A 15,446-nucleotide genomic window follows, 5' to 3' on the forward strand; every position below is an offset into this window, starting at 1 on the left:
TTTCGCCTAGAGTTTGAAGTTTGAAGGCATGCCAAGTGCACCGCACCCGCTTGCCGTGTTGCCGCACCATGAAATCTGATGTTCATCGGATCGAGGAGTCCGCCATGCCGTTTCCAGAGCGCATCGAAACCATCGACCGGCACCGCCGCCTGCTGACCGGCAGCGTGAGCCTAGCCTTGCTGGCGATGTGGCTGGGGATCTCGCCTTCGCGCTTGCGCGCGCAGACCAGCCGGGAAGGCACCCCCGTGCCCATCGGCGTGATCGGCTCGGGCCGCATCGGCGGCACGGTGGGCGGCCTGTGGGTGAAGGCAGGCCATCCCGTCCTGTTCTCCTCGCGCCACCCGGATGCACTCAAGCCGCTGGTCGAAAAACTTGGCCCGCTTGCCCGTGCGGGCACGGTGGCCGAGGCGCTGGCGTTTTCCGATGTGATTTTTCTCGCCGTCCCTTACAAGGCGCTGCCCGAGATATCGGCGGAGTATGGCAAGGCCTTTGCCGGCAAAGTGGTGGTGGATGCGACCAACGCGGTGCGCGCGCGCGATGGCGCCATCGCCGAAGAGGCGATGCGCAAGGGCATCGGCATCACCACCGCAAAGTACCTGCGTGGCGCGCGTATCGTGCGCGCCTTCAATTTCATGGGCGCCACCAACTTCGCCAATGAGAATCACCGGGCCGAGGGCCTGATCGCGGTGCCGATCGCCGCCGACGATCCAAAGGCCCTGCGCATCGGCGAGCAACTGGTGCGCGATGCCGGGTTCGAGCCGGTGGTGGTCGGCCGGCTTGCCACGGCCGACAGCTTCGCCCCGGGCGGGCCGCTGTTCCATCAGATCGGCTCGGCCGACGCCATGCGCGCGCGCATGGCGGCACAAAGCGGGAAGACGGTGGCGACGCCTAAGTAATCAGGTCGGCGCCGCCGGGCCGTCCCCGGCCACGGCGGCGCCGAATACTTCAGATGCCCAGTCCACAAAGACCCGCAGCCGGGCATTGAGATGCCTGTTCTGCGGATAGACCACGTGCAACGGATGCGTGGCGCGTGGCCAGTCGCGCAGCAGCGGCACCAGCGCGCCGCGGGCGATATGCGGCCGTGCCATGAACGAGAAGGTCTGGCCGATGCCAAGGCCGGCCAGCAGGCTGGTGAGGTGGGCGGTGCTCTCGTTTACCGCCACCGCGGTGCGGCCCAGGATCTCCAGGTGCGTGTCGCCACGCGTAAAAACCATGGGAGCGGCGCGCCCCGTGAGTGAGGAAAAATAGCCGACGAGGTGATGCGCGGTTTCCAGTTCGGCGGGATGCCGTGGCGTGCCGTTGGCCTGCAGATAGCCTGGCGTAGCGCAGGTTACGTAGTCCAGCTCCGCGATCCGCCGTGCCACGAGCGTGGAGTCCGGCAGCGCGCCGCCGCGCACCACGCAGTCCACGCCTTCCCCGATCAGGTCCACCGGCCGGTCGCTCACGCCCAGCTCCAGCTGGATCTCCGGATAGCGAACCCGAAACCCCGGCAAGGCGGGAATCAAGATGAGGTTGGCCAGCGACGAGCCAATGTCCACCCGCAGCCGTCCCCCGGGCCTGGCGCGTGCCTGCGCGGCAGCGGCGTCCATTTCCTCGACTTCGGCAATCAGGCGCGTGGCGCGTTCGTAGTACGCCGCGCCCTCGGGCGTCACCGAGACGCGGCGCGTGGTGCGCTGTAGCAGCTTGATCCCCAGGTGGCTTTCCAGACTCTGCACCAGCTTAGTCACGGTCGGCTTGGGCAGGTCCAGTGAGTCGGCCGCCTTGGCGAACGTGCCCGCTTCGGCAATCCGTACGAACACGCGCATGGCGAGGAGTTGGTCCATTGGCGTGCCTCCGGATTATTTACATACAGAAATTATAAAATGGAAAATAGCATATTTATTAGCGATTCGATTCCTTCTATCGTTCTCTCACGCACACAGCATCCCCACCGGATGCAAGCGGCCCGGAATCACTTGAATCCCTGAATCCCTGAATATCTGGAGAACGAAAATGAGCAAGACCCTCGAAGGCAAGATCGCACTCGTCACCGGCGGCACCAGCGGTATTGGGCTGGCATCCGCGCAGGCATTTGCCGAGGCCGGCGCCAAGGTATTCATCACCGGACGCCGGCAGGCCGAGCTGGATGCGGCCGTGGCGCAGATCGGCAGGGGCGCGGTGGGCGTGCGTGGAGACACCGCTAGCCTGGACGATCTGGACCGCCTGTACGCGCAGATCCAGCGGCAGTCGGGGCGGCTCGATGTGCTGTTCGCCAACGCGGGCGGCGGCGGCATGCTGCCGCTGGGCGCCATCACGCAAGAGCATTACCAGCAGATATTCGACAGCAATGTGAAGGGGGTGCTATTTACCGTGCAGAAGGCGCTGCCGTTGCTGGTCGATGGCGCATCGATCATCCTGGCCGGCTCCACCACCGGCAGCATGGGCACGCCTGCCTTCAGCGTGTACAGCGCGTCCAAGGCCGCGGTGCGCAACTTCGCGCGCAGCTGGCTGCTGGACCTCAAGCCGCGTGGCATCCGCGTCAACGTGGTCAGCCCCGGCCCGGTGCGCACGCCTGGCCTGGTGGGCCTCGCCGCTACCAAGGAGGAGCAGGAGGGTCTGCTGGCCTACCTGGCCAGCCAGGTGCCGCTGGGCCGCGTGGGCGAGCCGGCGGAAATCGGCAAGGCGGCGCTGTTCCTGGCCTCGGGCGATGCGAGCTTCATCAATGGGGTGGAACTGTTCGTGGATGGCGGCATGGCTCAGGTCTGAGCCACGCCGCCATGCGGCGGCGCTCCCGTGCGGGCTTAGCCGCGCCAGGCGCCCTTCATCCAGACCCAGCCACCGCCCTCGAAGCGCCAGACCCAGTGTCCGGGCACCCAGTAGGCGTGCGGCGCGGGGGGCGCAATCGTGATCTGTTCCACGATCACGGGCGGCATCGCCGGCACCGGCTGCTGGACCCAGCGGCCGTGCACCCAGAACCAGTCGTTGCCCTCCCACTTCCAGTGGCCTGGCACCCAGTTCCAGCCATAGGCAGGCGCGGGGCCGCGGTCTTCATGCACCGGCGGCGGCATGTTGCGGACCATCTGGTGGGGCGGCGCAGGCGGCGGCTGCCGTACTATCACGCGCTCGGTCACGCACCCGGCAAGGCTGCCGAGCACCGCCAGCGAGGCGAGCGCCGGCAGGGCGGCGCGGAGCAGGCGGCGGCGTGCGGGCGCATGGGGTTTGCTGATTGCCATTTTTTTTTGTCCTGTTGGAGCTGGTTTGCGCTCAGGCGTCGTCTAAGGGGCGGCCCCGGGTCGGGATGCGCAATGACCTTGGGACCGATACCTTGCTTAACGAGGCAAGCGCCGCGCGGCGGGACAAGTGCGCGGAAAGACTTTGTAATTGAGTATTACGCGCCCCAAAAGACAAACCGCAGCCAGGGTGGCTGCGGCAGGTGGCGGGTGATGGTGGATGATGGCCGGTTATGCCGGCACAGGCGCGTTGGCGCTGGTCTGCCGGCCGCGGAAGTCCGTCCAGCAGAGCGCCTTGAAGTCGTACAGCTTGCAGCGGCGCGCGGTATGGAAATACCAGCGCCAGGTGAAGTTCTGGATGATGATGCGGCCCGGCAGCGCATGCTCCAGCAGCGCCTGGGCGCGCTTGAGGCGGTATAGCGGCACGCTCATGTCCACGTGGTGCGCGGTGTGCTCCATGATGTGGTGCAGCGCCGCGCCGATGCCATAGCGAAAGCGCAGGTGCACGGTGGTGGAGACGAAGGGCTGGGCGCGCGCCCACATGGCCTTGGTGTCGTACCAGGCCACGCTGGTATGGGTGTGGTGCACGTAGAGCACGAAGCCCACGGTGAAATTCCAGACCAGGAACGGCAGCACGAAGCCCAGCCCGACCAGCATCGCCACCGACTGCCCGGTGGCGATGGCCAGCCACGCCAGCGCGCCGATCCAGGCCACGCCGAAGAGGGCCACCAGCGTGCAGTCCCACATGAAGACGGCGCGGCGCGTGGGCATCTGGCGGCGGCTGGGGAAGAACATCTTGAACCACCAGATCTCGACCAGGTAGTACAGGCCCGCGCCAAAGCCGGTGCGGTAGACCCGCTCCAGCGCGCGGCGCCAGCGCGGCAGGGCCTGGAATTCCTCGAGCGAGTAAGGCTGCCAGACGAAGTCGAAGCCCTTGAGGTTGGAGTAGCCGTGGTGGACCACGTTATGGCCCACTTCCCACAGGCTGTAAGGCGTGAGCGATGGCAGGAAGGTCAGCCGGCCCAGCCATTTGTTCAGGCCGCGCCGGGGCGTCAGGCTCTGGTGGCAGGCATCGTGGCCGATGATGAACAGGCGGGCGATGATCAGCCCCGTCGCCACGCTGGCGGCCAGCTTGGCGAGCCAGTGGGAGAACAGCACCACCCCGGCCAGCGCGGCCAGGAACAGCGCGGTGTCCAGCGCGAACAGCGCCAGCGCGCGCGGCGTGCTGCGCGCGCCAAGCGGGATCAGCCAGCCGCGGATGATCTTGCGCGAGGGCAGGGGGACGTCAGGGGAAATCGGCTCCGGAAAGGAAGCTTGCTGCGTGGCAATCATGCAAAAACCTTCAGTTGTCGAACGCGGGGTCGGGCTAGGCCCGAGACTGGCGATGCGCGGCCACAGGACGGGCCGATGGTGTGACAGCTTAGAAGGATTGCGTGACAGGGGTGTTGATCCGGGTCAAGCACCGGGTCAAGCCAGCAGGGCCGGACCCGGTGTCACCCAGCGGGAAGTGACGATTAGTGCGCGGCGGAGGCGGATGCGCTCGCCGGTTCGCCCATCACATACACCTCGCCAATGACGCGGTCGTCACCCAGCATGGCGAAGGCGAACAACTGTTCTTCCAGCGTTTCCGAGCGCTCGCTGCGGCGCGCGATCAGCGGCGTGGCCTGCGGGTCGAGCACGATGAAGTCGGCCTCGCAGCCGGGTGTGAAGCTGCCCACGCGCTCGCTCCAGCCCAGTGCATCGGCGGCGGCGCGGGTGGCCAGGTAGAACATGCGCAGCGCGCTCAGGTGGTAGCCGCCCATGCGCGCCACCTTGTGGGCGGCGTTCATGGTGCGCAGCATCGAGAACGAGGTGCCTCCGCCCACGTCCGTGGCAAGCGTCACGTTGAGGCGGTGCGCGTCGGACTGGTGGAAGTCATAGAAGCCGCTGCCCAGGAACAAGTTGGAGGTGGGGCAGTGCGCCACCGCCGCGCCGCTGTCGGCCAGGCGCTTGCGGTCGTCCTGGTCGAGGTAGATGGCGTGGCCGTACAGCGCGCCCGGGCGCAGCAGGCCGTAGTGATCGTAGATGTCCAGATAGCTGCGGGCTTGCGGGAACAGCTCGGCCACCCATTTCACTTCGTCGCGGTTCTCCGCCACGTGGGTCTGAATGAACGCGTCCGGGTAGGCCTTGGCCAGTTCGCCGCAGGCTTGCAGCTGTGCTTCGCTGGAGGTGGGCGCGAAGCGCGGCGTAATGGCGTACGACAGGCGGTTCTTGCCGTGCCAGCGCGAGATCAGGTCGGCCGAATCGCGCGCGCCGGACTCGGCGGTGTCGCGCAGGAATTCGGGGCAGTTGCGGTCCATCATCACCTTGCCGGTGACCAGGCGCAGGTTGCGGCGGTCGGCTTCGGCAAACAGCGCATCGGCCGATGCCGCATGCACGGTGCTCCAGGCCACGGCGCTGGTGGTGCCGTTGCGCAGCAGTTCGTCGGCAAAGAAGCCGGCCACGGCCGCCGCGTACTCCGGCTCGGCAAAGCGGCGCTCCTCGGGGAAGGTATAGGTCTCCAGCCAGTGCAGCAGGCCGGGCGAGGGCGAGGCGATGATGTCGGTCTGCGGGTAGTGCACGTGGGTGTCGATAAAGCCCGGCACGATCAGCTTGCCGCGGCGGTCGATCACTTCGGCGCCCGCCGGGATCTGGTCGGCCAGGTCGGCATGGTTGCCAACCGCGGTGACATGCCCGGCGGTGACGATCAGCACCCCGTCTTCCCAATACTGATACGCGTCGTCATGAAACTGGGGGTCGCGCAGGAAGTGCAGCACGCGGCCACGGATGGCGCGGGTGATGGATTGGGTGGGGGGCGTGGTCGTCATATCGATGTCTCGTCATGCGCCGGCGCGCGCATGGCGCGCCGGCATCTTGGTGTGAGCCGCGCTTCAGGCCGTGGAGGCCGCGGCGGGCAGGGGGGATTGCCAGAAGTGGTCGACTTCGGCGAGGAAGGCAGTCTTTTGCGAGGCGGGCAGGAACGATGCCTCGAAACTGTTGCGCGCCAGCTTGTGGCCATCGGCCGCGGTCAGCGGCATGGCTTCGAAAGTGGCTTCCCAGTTCGCGTTCATATAGCCGCCGAAATAGGCGGGGTCGTCCGAGTGCAGCGTGACCAGCACGCCGGCTTCCAGCAGGCGGTGCAGGGAGTGGTCGCGCAGGTCCGGGTAGACCTTGAGCTTCTGGTTGGACAGCGGGCATACCGTGAGCGCCACGCGCTCGCGGGCCAGCCGCTCGACCAGCGCCGGGTCGTCGATGGCGCGCACGCCGTGGTCGATGCGCTCCACCTTGAGGATGTCGAGCGCGTCGGTCACGTACTGCGCCGGGCCTTCCTCGCCGGCATGCGCCACCAGGTGCAGGCCGAGCTCACGGGCGCGGGCAAACACGCGGGCGAATTTCTCCGGCGGGTTGCCCTGCTCGGAGGAATCCAGCCCGATGCCGACGAAGCGGTCGCGGTAAGGCAGCGCGGCTTCCAGTGTGGCGAAGGCGTCTTCCTCGGAGAGATGGCGCAGGAAGCAGAGGATCAGGCTGCTGGAAAAATCGTACTGCGTGCGGGCCTGGGCGAGCGCGTCGGAAATGCCGTCGATCACTACATTGATCGGCACGCCGCGCTCGGTATGGGTCTGCGGGTCGAAGAAAATCTCGGCGTGGCGCACGTTATCGGCGACGGCGCGCTGCACGTAGGCCATCGTCATGTCGAAGAAATCGTCCTCGGTCAGCAGCACGCTGGCACCGGCGTAATAGATATCGAGGAAGGATTGCAGGTCGGTGAAGGCGTAGGCCTCGCGCAGGGCTTCCACGCTGGCGTACGGCAGCTTGACCTTGTTGTGCTGGGCCAGCCGGAAGATCAGCTCCGGCTCGAGCGTGCCTTCAATGTGGACGTGCAGTTCCGCCTTGGGCGTCTGGCGGATACGGTCTGCGAGCGCGGCATCGAGCGTCATGGGGTTCCTTTTGCGGTCTTGGTTTGCGTCGAGCTCGTCGCTTTGCCGCCGCGGCTGGCGCTCAGCGCGCCCAGATGGGCGAGGCGCTGGTCGCGAACCTGCAGCAACTGGGCGACGATGGCAACCGCAATCATAGCTGGAGCCTTGTCCGTAATGCCGCAGACGCCCATCGGGCACGTCATTTCCGCAAAGCGGGAAGGGTCAATCCCGTGCTCCGCCATGCGGTGCTCGAAGCGCGCGCGCTTGGTCTTGGAACCGATCAGGCCGAAGTAGGCGAAGTCGTCACGCCGCAGGATGCGCTCGCACAGCCTCTGGTCCAGCGCGTGGCTGTGCGTCATCACCAGGAAGTAGCTGCCGGCCGGCGCGTGGTCGACCACGGATTCGGGGATGTCAGTGGCTTCCGGGGTGACGTTGTCGGGCAGGCCGGCGGGGAACAAGGTATCGCGCTCATCCACCCAGTGCACCTGGCACGGCAGGTTGGCCAGCACCTTGACCAGCGCATGGCCCACGTGACCGGCGCCGAACAGCACCACGTGCAGCTCGTCCGGCACCAGGGTGTCGGTCCAGCCGCCGTCCGCCTGCAAGGCCACCGAGGGCAGCAGCGCCGGCGCCGCGGCGTGCTGCACCGGGCCGGTGCGCGGCACCGTGCGCATCAGCGCGCGTCCGGTGCCGAACGCGGCCTGCACCGCGTCCAGCCACGGCAGGTCGGCTTCGCCCAAGACCTCGAAGGCGAGCAGCACCACGCCGCCGCAGCATTGCCCCAGCGCCGGGCCCAGCGGGATGCGCACGATCTGCCGCGTCGCGTCGCGCTCGGCCAGCATGGTGCGCGCGATCTCCATGCCGCGCCATTCGAGATGGCCGCCGCCGATGGTGCCAACCAGTTCGTCGGCGGTCACCAGCATGCGCACGCCCGCCTCGCGCGGGGCGGAGCCTTTCACCTCGGCGATGGTGACCATCGCCACCGGCACGCCCGCGCGCACCCAGCGGGTGGCATCGGCGAAGCGGAAGGGTTTGAGGGGTGCGTCCTGCATGGTGATGCCTTTTTAGGTTGATGCTTTGGGTGAAGCGCGTTATCTCTGTCGATACTTCGTTGCGGCCTTCAGCGAGGATGGGCTGTGGGAGCCGGCGGTTTCTGCCAGCGCCCGCCCTCTCCCCCGACCCCTCTCCCGCAGGGCGGGAGAGGGGAGCGAACCGTTGGCCGGGCAAGCATCGACTGAGGCGTCGAAGCAAGCGGACCTTCTGTGTTCTCCCCTCTCCCGCTTGCGGGAGAGGGGTGGGGGAGAGGGCGGGCGCATCTGCACGGCGCTGTCTCCTACTGCACCAGCCGCACCGCGTCCACCGCATCCAGGATTGCCTCGCTCGTCGCGGGCGCCACCAGCGGCGGGTTCACCTTGTAGTCCCCCACGCTGGCCACCGCGTCGCGGATCGCGAAGAACACCGAGAACGGCAGCAGCAGCGGCGGCTCGCCCACGGCCTTGGAACGATGGATGCTGTCTTCCGCGTTGTCGTTCTCGAACAGCCGCACGTGGAAGTCTTCCGGGCAGTCGTTGACGGTCGGGATCTTGTAGGTGGAGGGCGCATGCGTCATCAGCTTGCCGTCCTTGTTCCACCACAGTTCCTCGGTGGTCAGCCAGCCCATGCCCTGGATAAACCCACCCTCTACCTGGCCGATGTCGATGGCCGGGTTGAGCGAGCGGCCGGCGTCGTGCAGCACGTCGGCGCGCAGCAGGCGCCATTCGCCGGTGAGCGTGTCCACCAGCACTTCCGAGCATGCCGCGCCATAGGCGAAGTAATAGAACGGCCGCCCTTGCAGCTTCGACTGGTCCCAGTACAGCTTGGGCGTGGTGTAGAAACCATCGGACCACAGCTGCACCCGCGCCACATAGGCTTGCCGCGCCAGGTCGCTGAAGTCCAGGCGCAGTTCGCCCGCGACCACCAGGTCGTCGCCGAACTGCACGCTGTGCGCATCCACGCCAGCCTGGCGCGCGGCAAATGCGGCCAGGCGCTCGCGGATCTGCCGCGCGGCGTCCTGCGCGGCCTTGCCGTTCAGGTCGGTGCCGGTGGAGGCGGCCGTGGCCGAGGTGTTGGCCACCTTGCTGGTATCGGTCGCGGTCACGCGCACGCGTTCGAGCCGGATGCCAAGCTCATGCGCCACCACCATCGCGACCTTGGTGTTCAGGCCCTGGCCCATCTCGGTGCCGCCGTGGTTCACCAGCACCGAGCCGTCGTTGTACACGTGCACCAGCGCGCCGGCCTGGTTGAAGTGGGCCACGTTGAAGGAAATGCCGAACTTCACCGGGGTGATGGCGATGCCCTTCTTCAGCACCGGGCTGGTTGCGTTGAACGCGCGCGTGGCTTCGCGGCGCGCGCGGTAGGCGCTGGTTGCTTCGAGCTCGTCGAGCAGTTCGTGGATGACGTTGTCTTCCACGGTCTGGCCGTAAGGCGTGACGTTGCGCTCGGTCTTGCCGTACAGGTTGGCGCGGCGCACGTCGAGCGCATCGCGGCCCACGGTGCGTGCCACGTTGTCGAGGATGTACTCCATGGCAAAGGCACCCTGCGGGCCGCCGAAGCCGCGGAAGGCGGTGTTGCTCTGCGTGTTGGTCTTGCCGCAGTAACCGTCGATCTGCACGTTCGGCAGCCAGTAGGCGTTGTCGAAGTGGCAGATGGCGCGGGTCATCACCGGGCCGGACAGGTCGGCCGAGAAGCCAGCGCGCGACACCATTTCCACCGACACGCCGTCGAGGCGGCCATCGGCATCGTGGCCGACTTCGTAGTCGAAGACGAAGTCGTGGCGCTTGCCGGTGATCATCATGTCGTCATCGCGGTCCGGACGCAGCTTGACCGGGCACAGCAGTTTCCAGGCAGCCAGCGCGGCGCAGCAGGCGAACATCGCCGATTGCGATTCCTTGCCGCCGAAGCCGCCGCCCATGCGGCGGCACTCCACCAGCACCTGGTGCGCGTGCCAGCCCAGCATATGCGCCACCGCATGCTGCATTTCGGTGGGATGCTGGGTCGAGCACCACACGTGCATGCCGTCGTTTTCCTTGGGCGCGGCGTAAGCGATCTGGCCTTCCAGGTAGAACTGCTCCTGGCCGCCCAGGCGGATGTTGCCCTTGTCCCGATGCGCGGCGGCGGCGATATGGCTGGCCGGCTCGCCGCGCGTGAGGTGCATCGGCGGCAGCACATAGCTGCCGGCCTGGTGCGCTGCCTCGGGCGACAGCACCGGCGCCAGGTCTTCATACTCGATCGCACCCAGGCGCGCGGCGCGGCGCGCGGCATCGTGCGAGGTGGCCACCACCACGAAGATCGGCTGGCCGATGAACTGGACCAGGCCATTGGCCAGGATCGGGTCGTCGTGGATGATCGGGCCGCATTCGTTGGCGGCGGGAATGTCCTCGGCGGTCAGCACCGCCACCACGCCCGGCGCGGCGCGCACCTTGTCGAGCGAGATCGACCTGACGCGGGCATGGGCGCGCGTGCTCATGCCGAGCGCGGCATGCAGCGTGCCTGCCAGTTCGGGGATGTCGTCGGTGTAGGTGGCCGTGCCGGCCACGTGCAGGTGGGCCGATTCGTGCGGGCGCGAGACGCCCACCTGCGGCGTCGAAATGGCGGTCCTGGTTTCGCTCGCGGTGTCGAGCAGGAAGGGTTCGGTTTGCTTGTTCATGCCGATCTCTCCTTACGCGGTAGCGGTAGCGATGGCCGCGCCCGCGCCGATGGCGCGGACATTGACGGCGGCGGCGGGCAGCGCGTCGGCGCGCGTTTCCAGCCAGAAGCGGTACAGCAGGTTGGCGGCGCCCCGGCTGCGGTAAGCGGCGGTGGCGCGCATGTCGGACAACGGGGTGAAATCCTGCGCCAGCGCGCTCATGGCGGCGCGGGCGGTGGCTTCCGTCCAGGGCTGGCCAAGCAGCGCGGCTTCGGCGTGCGCGCCGCGCTTGGGCGTGGCCGCCATGCCGCCAAAGGCCACGCGCGCATGCCGGATCGTGCCATCCTCGATGGTCAGTGCAAAGGCGGCGCACACCGCGGAAATGTCCTCGTCGAAACGCTTCGACAATTTATAGGTGCGCATGTGCTGAGGGCCCGTCAGCGGCACGCGCAGCGCGGCGACGAACTCGCCTTCGGCCATGGCGGTCTTCTGGTAGGCCAGGTAGAGATCCTCCAGCGGCATGGCGCGGCGCACGTCTGCGCGCTGCAGCACCACTTCGGTGCCAAGCGCGATCAGCGCGGGCATGGAGTCTCCGATCGGCGAGCCGTTGGCGATATTGCCGCCCAGCGTGCCGGCATTGCGGATCGGCAGGGAAGCGAAACGCTTCCACAATTCCTCCAGCTCGGGATGGCTGTCGTTAAGCGCGGCGTAGGCGCGCTCCAGCGAGACCGCCGCGCCGATTTCCAGGGCGCCATCGATTTCGCGGATGCCGTTCAGGTCAGCCACCTGGCCCACGTACAGCAGGTTGCCCAGTTCGCGGAACTGCTTGGTCACCCACAGCCCCACGTCGGTGCTGCCGGCCAGGATGCGCACGCCGGGCTCGGCGGCCTTGATGGCGGCAAAGGCCGAGGCGGTGCGGGGCGCGTAGAAGTGCTGGCCTTCGGCGCTGTAGTGGAAGGTGTCGTCGCGCTGCAGCGCGCGCAGCGTGTCGGCGATCTGGCGCGGGTCCAGCTTGCTGGCCTGCGGCGCCGGCAGCGCCATCATGCGCTGGCCGGCTTCGATGATGGGGCGGTAGCCGGTGCAGCGGCACAGGTTGCCGGTCAGGGCGTCGCAGATGGCCTCGCGCGCCGGGGCGCGGCCGGTGCCGGCGTCCTCGGACTTTTGCTGGTACAGCGCCCACAGCGACATCACGAAGCCGGGGGTGCAGAAACCGCACTGGGAGCCATGGCACTCCACCATCGCCTGCTGCACCGGGTGCAGCGCGCCGTCGGCCTGGCGCAGGTCTTCCACGGTGATCAGCGCGCGGCCGTCCAGCGTGGGCAGGAACTGGATACAGGAATTGACCGCCTTGAACTCGACCTGGCCGTTCTCGCCCAGTTCGCCCAGCACCACGGTGCATGCCCCGCAATCGCCTTCGGCGCAGCCCTCCTTGGTGCCCGTGCAGCGCGCGTCCTCGCGCAGGTACTGCAGCACGGTGCGGGTAACGGGGGCGTCTGCGACCTCCGTGACCTTGCCCCGGTGGTAAAAGCGGATGGTTTGCGTCTCCATGGTGTCTTCTCTCTTTGTGGATGGGGCCAAACATAGCACTGACGCCGATGATGCAATATTCGGCCCAGGTGATATGCCCCATCAAGCGGGGAGAGCGTTCAGGCGGCCGGCGAGGGCGGCGGCCACCGGATTTGACCAATGACGGGGTGCCTGACATACACTATGCGCCGTTCCCATTCCCCACGCCACCGGCCGCGAAGCGCGCCAGGCGCCCCCTCGCCATGCACGGACGCGACCATCTCGACACCTATTTGCTGCGGGTGCTGCACACCCTGCTCACCGAGCAGAGCGTGACCCGCACCGCGGTCCGCCTCGGCCAGTCGCAGCCTGCCATCAGCAATACGCTCAAGCGGCTAAGGGAAATCACGGGGGATGCCATCCTCGTGCGCGGCAAGAGCGGCATGGTGCCGACCGAACGCGGCCGCGAGCTGCTGCAGCTGGCCGAACAGAGCCTGGCGGCCATGGACCGCATCGCCCGGCCGCCCCAGCATTTCGACCCGGCCACCACTACCCGTACCTTCCACCTGGGCGCGCCGGACTACCTGGACGCCTTCTTCCTGCCCAACATCGTCGAGCGCGTGCGCCGGCTGGCGCCCGGCGCCAAGCTGTTCGTGCACCCGATGACGTCATCGAGCGACTTCCTCGACAGCCTGGAACAAGGGCAGCTCGACATCGTGGTCGGCAACTGGCTGTCGCCACCGGAACATCTGCATATTTCGCCGCTGTTCGACGATGAGGTGGTGTGCATGCTGGGGGCGCAGCATCCGCTGGCGCGCAAGGGGCTGACCCTCAAGCACTACCTGGAGATGCCGCACCTGGCGCCGGCGCCTTATGCCTCGATGCAGCGCAGCATGATCGACCAGGCGCTGGCCGAGCAGGGGTACAAGCGCAATATCCAGGTCACGTTGCCGTATTTCGGGCTGGTGCCGTATGTGTTGATGAAGACCGATATGGTGTTCACCACTGGGCGGCAGTTTGCCGCGCATTATGCGCAGTACCTGCCGCTGAAGATGGTGCCGTCGCCAGTGGCGTTTCCGCGGATGCGGTTTTATCAGCTGTGGCATGAGCGGTGTCATGCTGCGCCGGATGTGATGTGGATGCGGAGGATGATTGCGGAGGTGGCGGGGGAGTTGCCGGTATTGCCGGTTTTGGGGAGGGTGGGGGAGGAGTGATTATTGGGGGAGGGGCAAGGGTAGAACCGTTGGCTCTTGTTGCCTTGGTTGGGTTTTCTTTGTGCGGCGTTGGTTTTTGGACCCAAGTGCCATACGACATCCCCCTGCGGGGGCTGCCGGTCACTTTTCTTTGACCGGCAAAGAAAACTAACGAAAAGAAAGCCGCCCTGCCGGGGGCAGAGCAATCAGGCTTATGTGGGGCGGTGGTTGCGTCGTACGGCCCGGAGTGTTGGCTGGCGTGCCTTACCGGCCCGAAGGGCATCACAACTGCATGACCCATGGGTTACGTGGTGGTGCCCCTGATCGCTTTGCGCGGTGAGCGTTCGGGCATCTGCCGTTCGCGGTGCGTAGCACCACGATCCTGCCTGCTTTGGTGGTTTCGTGGTTTTGTCTCTGGCGGCTGGCACCGGGGTATTTGATGCCCTGCCGTACCGGCCCGAGCGGCACCTCGCTGTCACCCCCCTCTGGTTTCGTGGTGGGCACCGTGGCCCGTTCGCGAGGGTCGCGCTCGCACCTCACCGCGCTCGTCCTCCGAGACAAAACCACGAAACCAGTCACACCTGAAATGGCGCAGCACTTCGCCCCGCGAACGGCAGATGTGGGAATGGTCACCGCAAGCGAGGTCAGGGGCTGCACGACGTAACCCATGGGTCATGCAAGTTAGATGTCCTTTGGGCCGGTAGGATTCGCCAGCCAACACTCCGGGCCGTACGACGCAACCACCGACACTTGAAAGCCTTATTGCTCTGCGCCCGGCAGGGTCGGCTTTCTTCTCGTTAGTCTTCTTTGCCGACGCAAAGAAGAGTGACCGGCAGCCCCCGCAGGGGGATGTCGTATGGCTCTTGGGTCCAAAAACCAACACCGAAAAATCAAATCCAAAGCGTGAACAAGAGCCAACGGTTCTGCCCTTGCGCATAGACAAACACCCCCTCACTTCCCCTTAAAACTAGGAAAAAACAACTGCTCCCCTTCCACCCTATAAGCCGCAATCGTATCCTGCCCATCCTTAGACGTAATCCACTCCACCAGCTTCATCGCATCCGCGTAATTGGTACCAGGATGCTTGGCCGGATTCACGGCAATCACGCCATACGGATTGAACATCCTGGGATCGCCCTCCAGCAGGATCGCCAATCCGGTCTTGGCACGGTACGCGCCATAAGTGGCCCGATCAGACAACGTATAGCCCGGCATCTGCGCGGCCATGGTCAGCACCTCGCCCATCCCCAGCCCGGCATTCACGTACCACGGTTGCCCCTTGGGCTCGATCCCCGCCTGTTTCCAGTAGTCCTTCTCCATCACGTCGGTCCCGGAGTTATCCCCGCGCGAGATGAACTTGGTGCCGCCGGCGGCGATCTTCCTGAAGCCGGCCAGCACGTCCTTGCCGCCTTTTAGCCTGGCCGGGTCGCTGGCCGGGCCAACCACGATGAAGTCGTTGTACATGACGTCGCGGCGGTTGACGCCGTAGCCCGCCGCCATGAATTTGTCTTCCATCTTGCGGGCGTGCACCAGCAGCACATCGACGTCGCCCATCTCGCCCATCTTCATCGCCTTGCCCGAGCCCACGGCGATCACTTTGACGGTGACGCCGCTCTTTTGCTCGAACCTGGGCAGCAGGAATTTCAGCAGGCCGGAGTTCTCCGTGCTGGTGGTCGTGGCCAGCTTGAGTTCGCCGGCGAAGGCGCTGGTGGCGCCGGTGGCGCCGGCCACGCCAACCAGGCAAGCCAGTCCGATAGCGCACGCGGTGCGGTTCGAAATATGGCGTAAAAGGCCTTGCTTGCCGACCGCTTGCATGGATTCTCCTTGCCTTATGTTTTCAGAAACACAATTGCCACAAACTCATGAGATCGGTGAGAATGCGGAAAAATACGTGGAAATCAGCGTTTTGTATTCTCGGTGAACCACATCTCTAAAGTAA

The 15,446-nt window shown here is 66.3% G+C and carries 12 protein-coding genes; 3 read left to right on the top strand and 9 right to left on the bottom strand.

All coding sequences use genetic code 11. From position 1 onward, the window contains the following. Nucleotides 1-104 precede the first annotated feature (104 nt). Nucleotides 105-896 (top strand): NADPH-dependent F420 reductase, encoded by a 792-nt coding sequence (locus ACX12D_RS05650; protein WP_459373236.1) that lies wholly within the window; start codon nucleotides 105-107, stop codon nucleotides 894-896. On the opposite strand, the gene ACX12D_RS05655 is transcribed toward ACX12D_RS05650, so the two are convergent. Further along, nucleotides 897-1,823 (bottom strand): LysR substrate-binding domain-containing protein, encoded by a 927-nt coding sequence (locus ACX12D_RS05655; protein WP_459373237.1) that lies wholly within the window; start codon nucleotides 1,821-1,823, stop codon nucleotides 897-899. 169 nt (nucleotides 1,824-1,992) lie between these two features. Between ACX12D_RS05655 and ACX12D_RS05660 the strand changes: the two genes are divergently transcribed. Beyond that, a complete protein-coding gene (locus ACX12D_RS05660) occupies nucleotides 1,993-2,745 on the top strand; it encodes an SDR family NAD(P)-dependent oxidoreductase (protein WP_459373238.1) in 753 nt (250 codons plus the stop codon). A gap of 35 nt (nucleotides 2,746-2,780) precedes the next feature. Here the strand turns inward: ACX12D_RS05660 and ACX12D_RS05665 are convergent, their stop codons facing one another. The 7 genes from ACX12D_RS05665 to xdhA all read right to left on the bottom strand — a co-directional run bounded on the left by ACX12D_RS05665 (nucleotide 2,781) and on the right by xdhA (nucleotide 12,356). Further along, complete coding sequence (locus ACX12D_RS05665) at nucleotides 2,781-3,212, bottom strand: hypothetical protein (RefSeq protein ID WP_441641403.1); 432 nt, start codon at nucleotides 3,210-3,212, stop codon at nucleotides 2,781-2,783. Nucleotides 3,213-3,440: 228 nt separating this feature from the next. After that, nucleotides 3,441-4,541 carry a fatty acid desaturase gene (locus tag ACX12D_RS05670; RefSeq protein ID WP_459373239.1) on the bottom strand — a complete coding sequence of 367 codons (1,101 nt, stop codon included), beginning with the start codon at nucleotides 4,539-4,541 and terminating at the stop codon, nucleotides 3,441-3,443. Between the two features lie 182 nt (nucleotides 4,542-4,723). Next, nucleotides 4,724-6,055: a guanine deaminase gene (gene guaD, locus ACX12D_RS05675; protein ID WP_459373240.1), complete on the bottom strand. Its 1,332-nt coding sequence runs from the start codon at nucleotides 6,053-6,055 to the stop codon at nucleotides 4,724-4,726. A gap of 63 nt (nucleotides 6,056-6,118) precedes the next feature. Next, entirely contained in the window at nucleotides 6,119-7,165 is a 1,047-nt protein-coding gene (locus ACX12D_RS05680) for an adenosine deaminase (RefSeq protein WP_459373241.1), read from the bottom strand. Next, complete coding sequence (gene xdhC, locus ACX12D_RS05685) at nucleotides 7,162-8,196, bottom strand: xanthine dehydrogenase accessory protein XdhC (RefSeq protein WP_459373242.1); 1,035 nt, start codon at nucleotides 8,194-8,196, stop codon at nucleotides 7,162-7,164. The genes ACX12D_RS05680 and xdhC overlap by 4 nt, the downstream gene beginning before the upstream one ends. Before the next feature lie 281 nt (nucleotides 8,197-8,477). Beyond that, the gene (gene xdhB, locus ACX12D_RS05690; protein WP_459373243.1) at nucleotides 8,478-10,829 is read right to left on the bottom strand and encodes a xanthine dehydrogenase molybdopterin binding subunit; all 2,352 of its coding nucleotides are present in this window, start codon (nucleotides 10,827-10,829) and stop codon (nucleotides 8,478-8,480) included. Nucleotides 10,830-10,841: 12 nt separating this feature from the next. After that, nucleotides 10,842-12,356 carry a xanthine dehydrogenase small subunit gene (xdhA, locus tag ACX12D_RS05695; protein ID WP_459373244.1) on the bottom strand — a complete coding sequence of 505 codons (1,515 nt, stop codon included), beginning with the start codon at nucleotides 12,354-12,356 and terminating at the stop codon, nucleotides 10,842-10,844. A 221-nt stretch (nucleotides 12,357-12,577) separates the two neighbouring features. On the opposite strand from xdhA, the gene ACX12D_RS05700 reads away from it, so the two are divergent. Further along, a complete protein-coding gene (locus ACX12D_RS05700) occupies nucleotides 12,578-13,528 on the top strand; it encodes a LysR substrate-binding domain-containing protein (RefSeq protein WP_441641410.1) in 951 nt (316 codons plus the stop codon). A gap of 930 nt (nucleotides 13,529-14,458) precedes the next feature. On the opposite strand, the gene ACX12D_RS05705 is transcribed toward ACX12D_RS05700, so the two are convergent. Further along, nucleotides 14,459-15,322 (bottom strand): ABC transporter substrate-binding protein, encoded by an 864-nt coding sequence (locus ACX12D_RS05705; RefSeq protein WP_459373245.1) that lies wholly within the window; start codon nucleotides 15,320-15,322, stop codon nucleotides 14,459-14,461. Nucleotides 15,323-15,446: the final 124 nt, after the last annotated feature.

This window comes from Cupriavidus sp. PET2-C1 (genome assembly GCF_054515855.1).

What these genes read in the sequence shown, in the direction of transcription:
- ACX12D_RS05665 (WP_441641403.1), bottom strand. Translation starts at nt 3,212, where the DNA reads ATGGCAATCAGCAAACCCCATGCGCCCGCACGCCGCCGCCTGCTCCGC.
- ACX12D_RS05655 (WP_459373237.1), bottom strand. Translation starts at nt 1,823, where the DNA reads ATGGACCAACTCCTCGCCATGCGCGTGTTCGTACGGATTGCCGAAGCG.
- ACX12D_RS05705 (WP_459373245.1), bottom strand. Translation starts at nt 15,322, where the DNA reads ATGCAAGCGGTCGGCAAGCAAGGCCTTTTACGCCATATTTCGAACCGC.
- xdhC (WP_459373242.1), bottom strand. Translation starts at nt 8,196, where the DNA reads ATGCAGGACGCACCCCTCAAACCCTTCCGCTTCGCCGATGCCACCCGC.
- ACX12D_RS05680 (WP_459373241.1), bottom strand. Translation starts at nt 7,165, where the DNA reads ATGACGCTCGATGCCGCGCTCGCAGACCGTATCCGCCAGACGCCCAAG.
- ACX12D_RS05700 (WP_441641410.1), top strand. Translation starts at nt 12,578, where the DNA reads ATGCACGGACGCGACCATCTCGACACCTATTTGCTGCGGGTGCTGCAC.
- ACX12D_RS05660 (WP_459373238.1), top strand. Translation starts at nt 1,993, where the DNA reads ATGAGCAAGACCCTCGAAGGCAAGATCGCACTCGTCACCGGCGGCACC.
- ACX12D_RS05650 (WP_459373236.1), top strand. Translation starts at nt 105, where the DNA reads ATGCCGTTTCCAGAGCGCATCGAAACCATCGACCGGCACCGCCGCCTG.
- ACX12D_RS05670 (WP_459373239.1), bottom strand. Translation starts at nt 4,541, where the DNA reads ATGATTGCCACGCAGCAAGCTTCCTTTCCGGAGCCGATTTCCCCTGAC.
- guaD (WP_459373240.1), bottom strand. Translation starts at nt 6,055, where the DNA reads ATGACGACCACGCCCCCCACCCAATCCATCACCCGCGCCATCCGTGGC.
- xdhB (WP_459373243.1), bottom strand. Translation starts at nt 10,829, where the DNA reads ATGAACAAGCAAACCGAACCCTTCCTGCTCGACACCGCGAGCGAAACC.
- xdhA (WP_459373244.1), bottom strand. Translation starts at nt 12,356, where the DNA reads ATGGAGACGCAAACCATCCGCTTTTACCACCGGGGCAAGGTCACGGAG.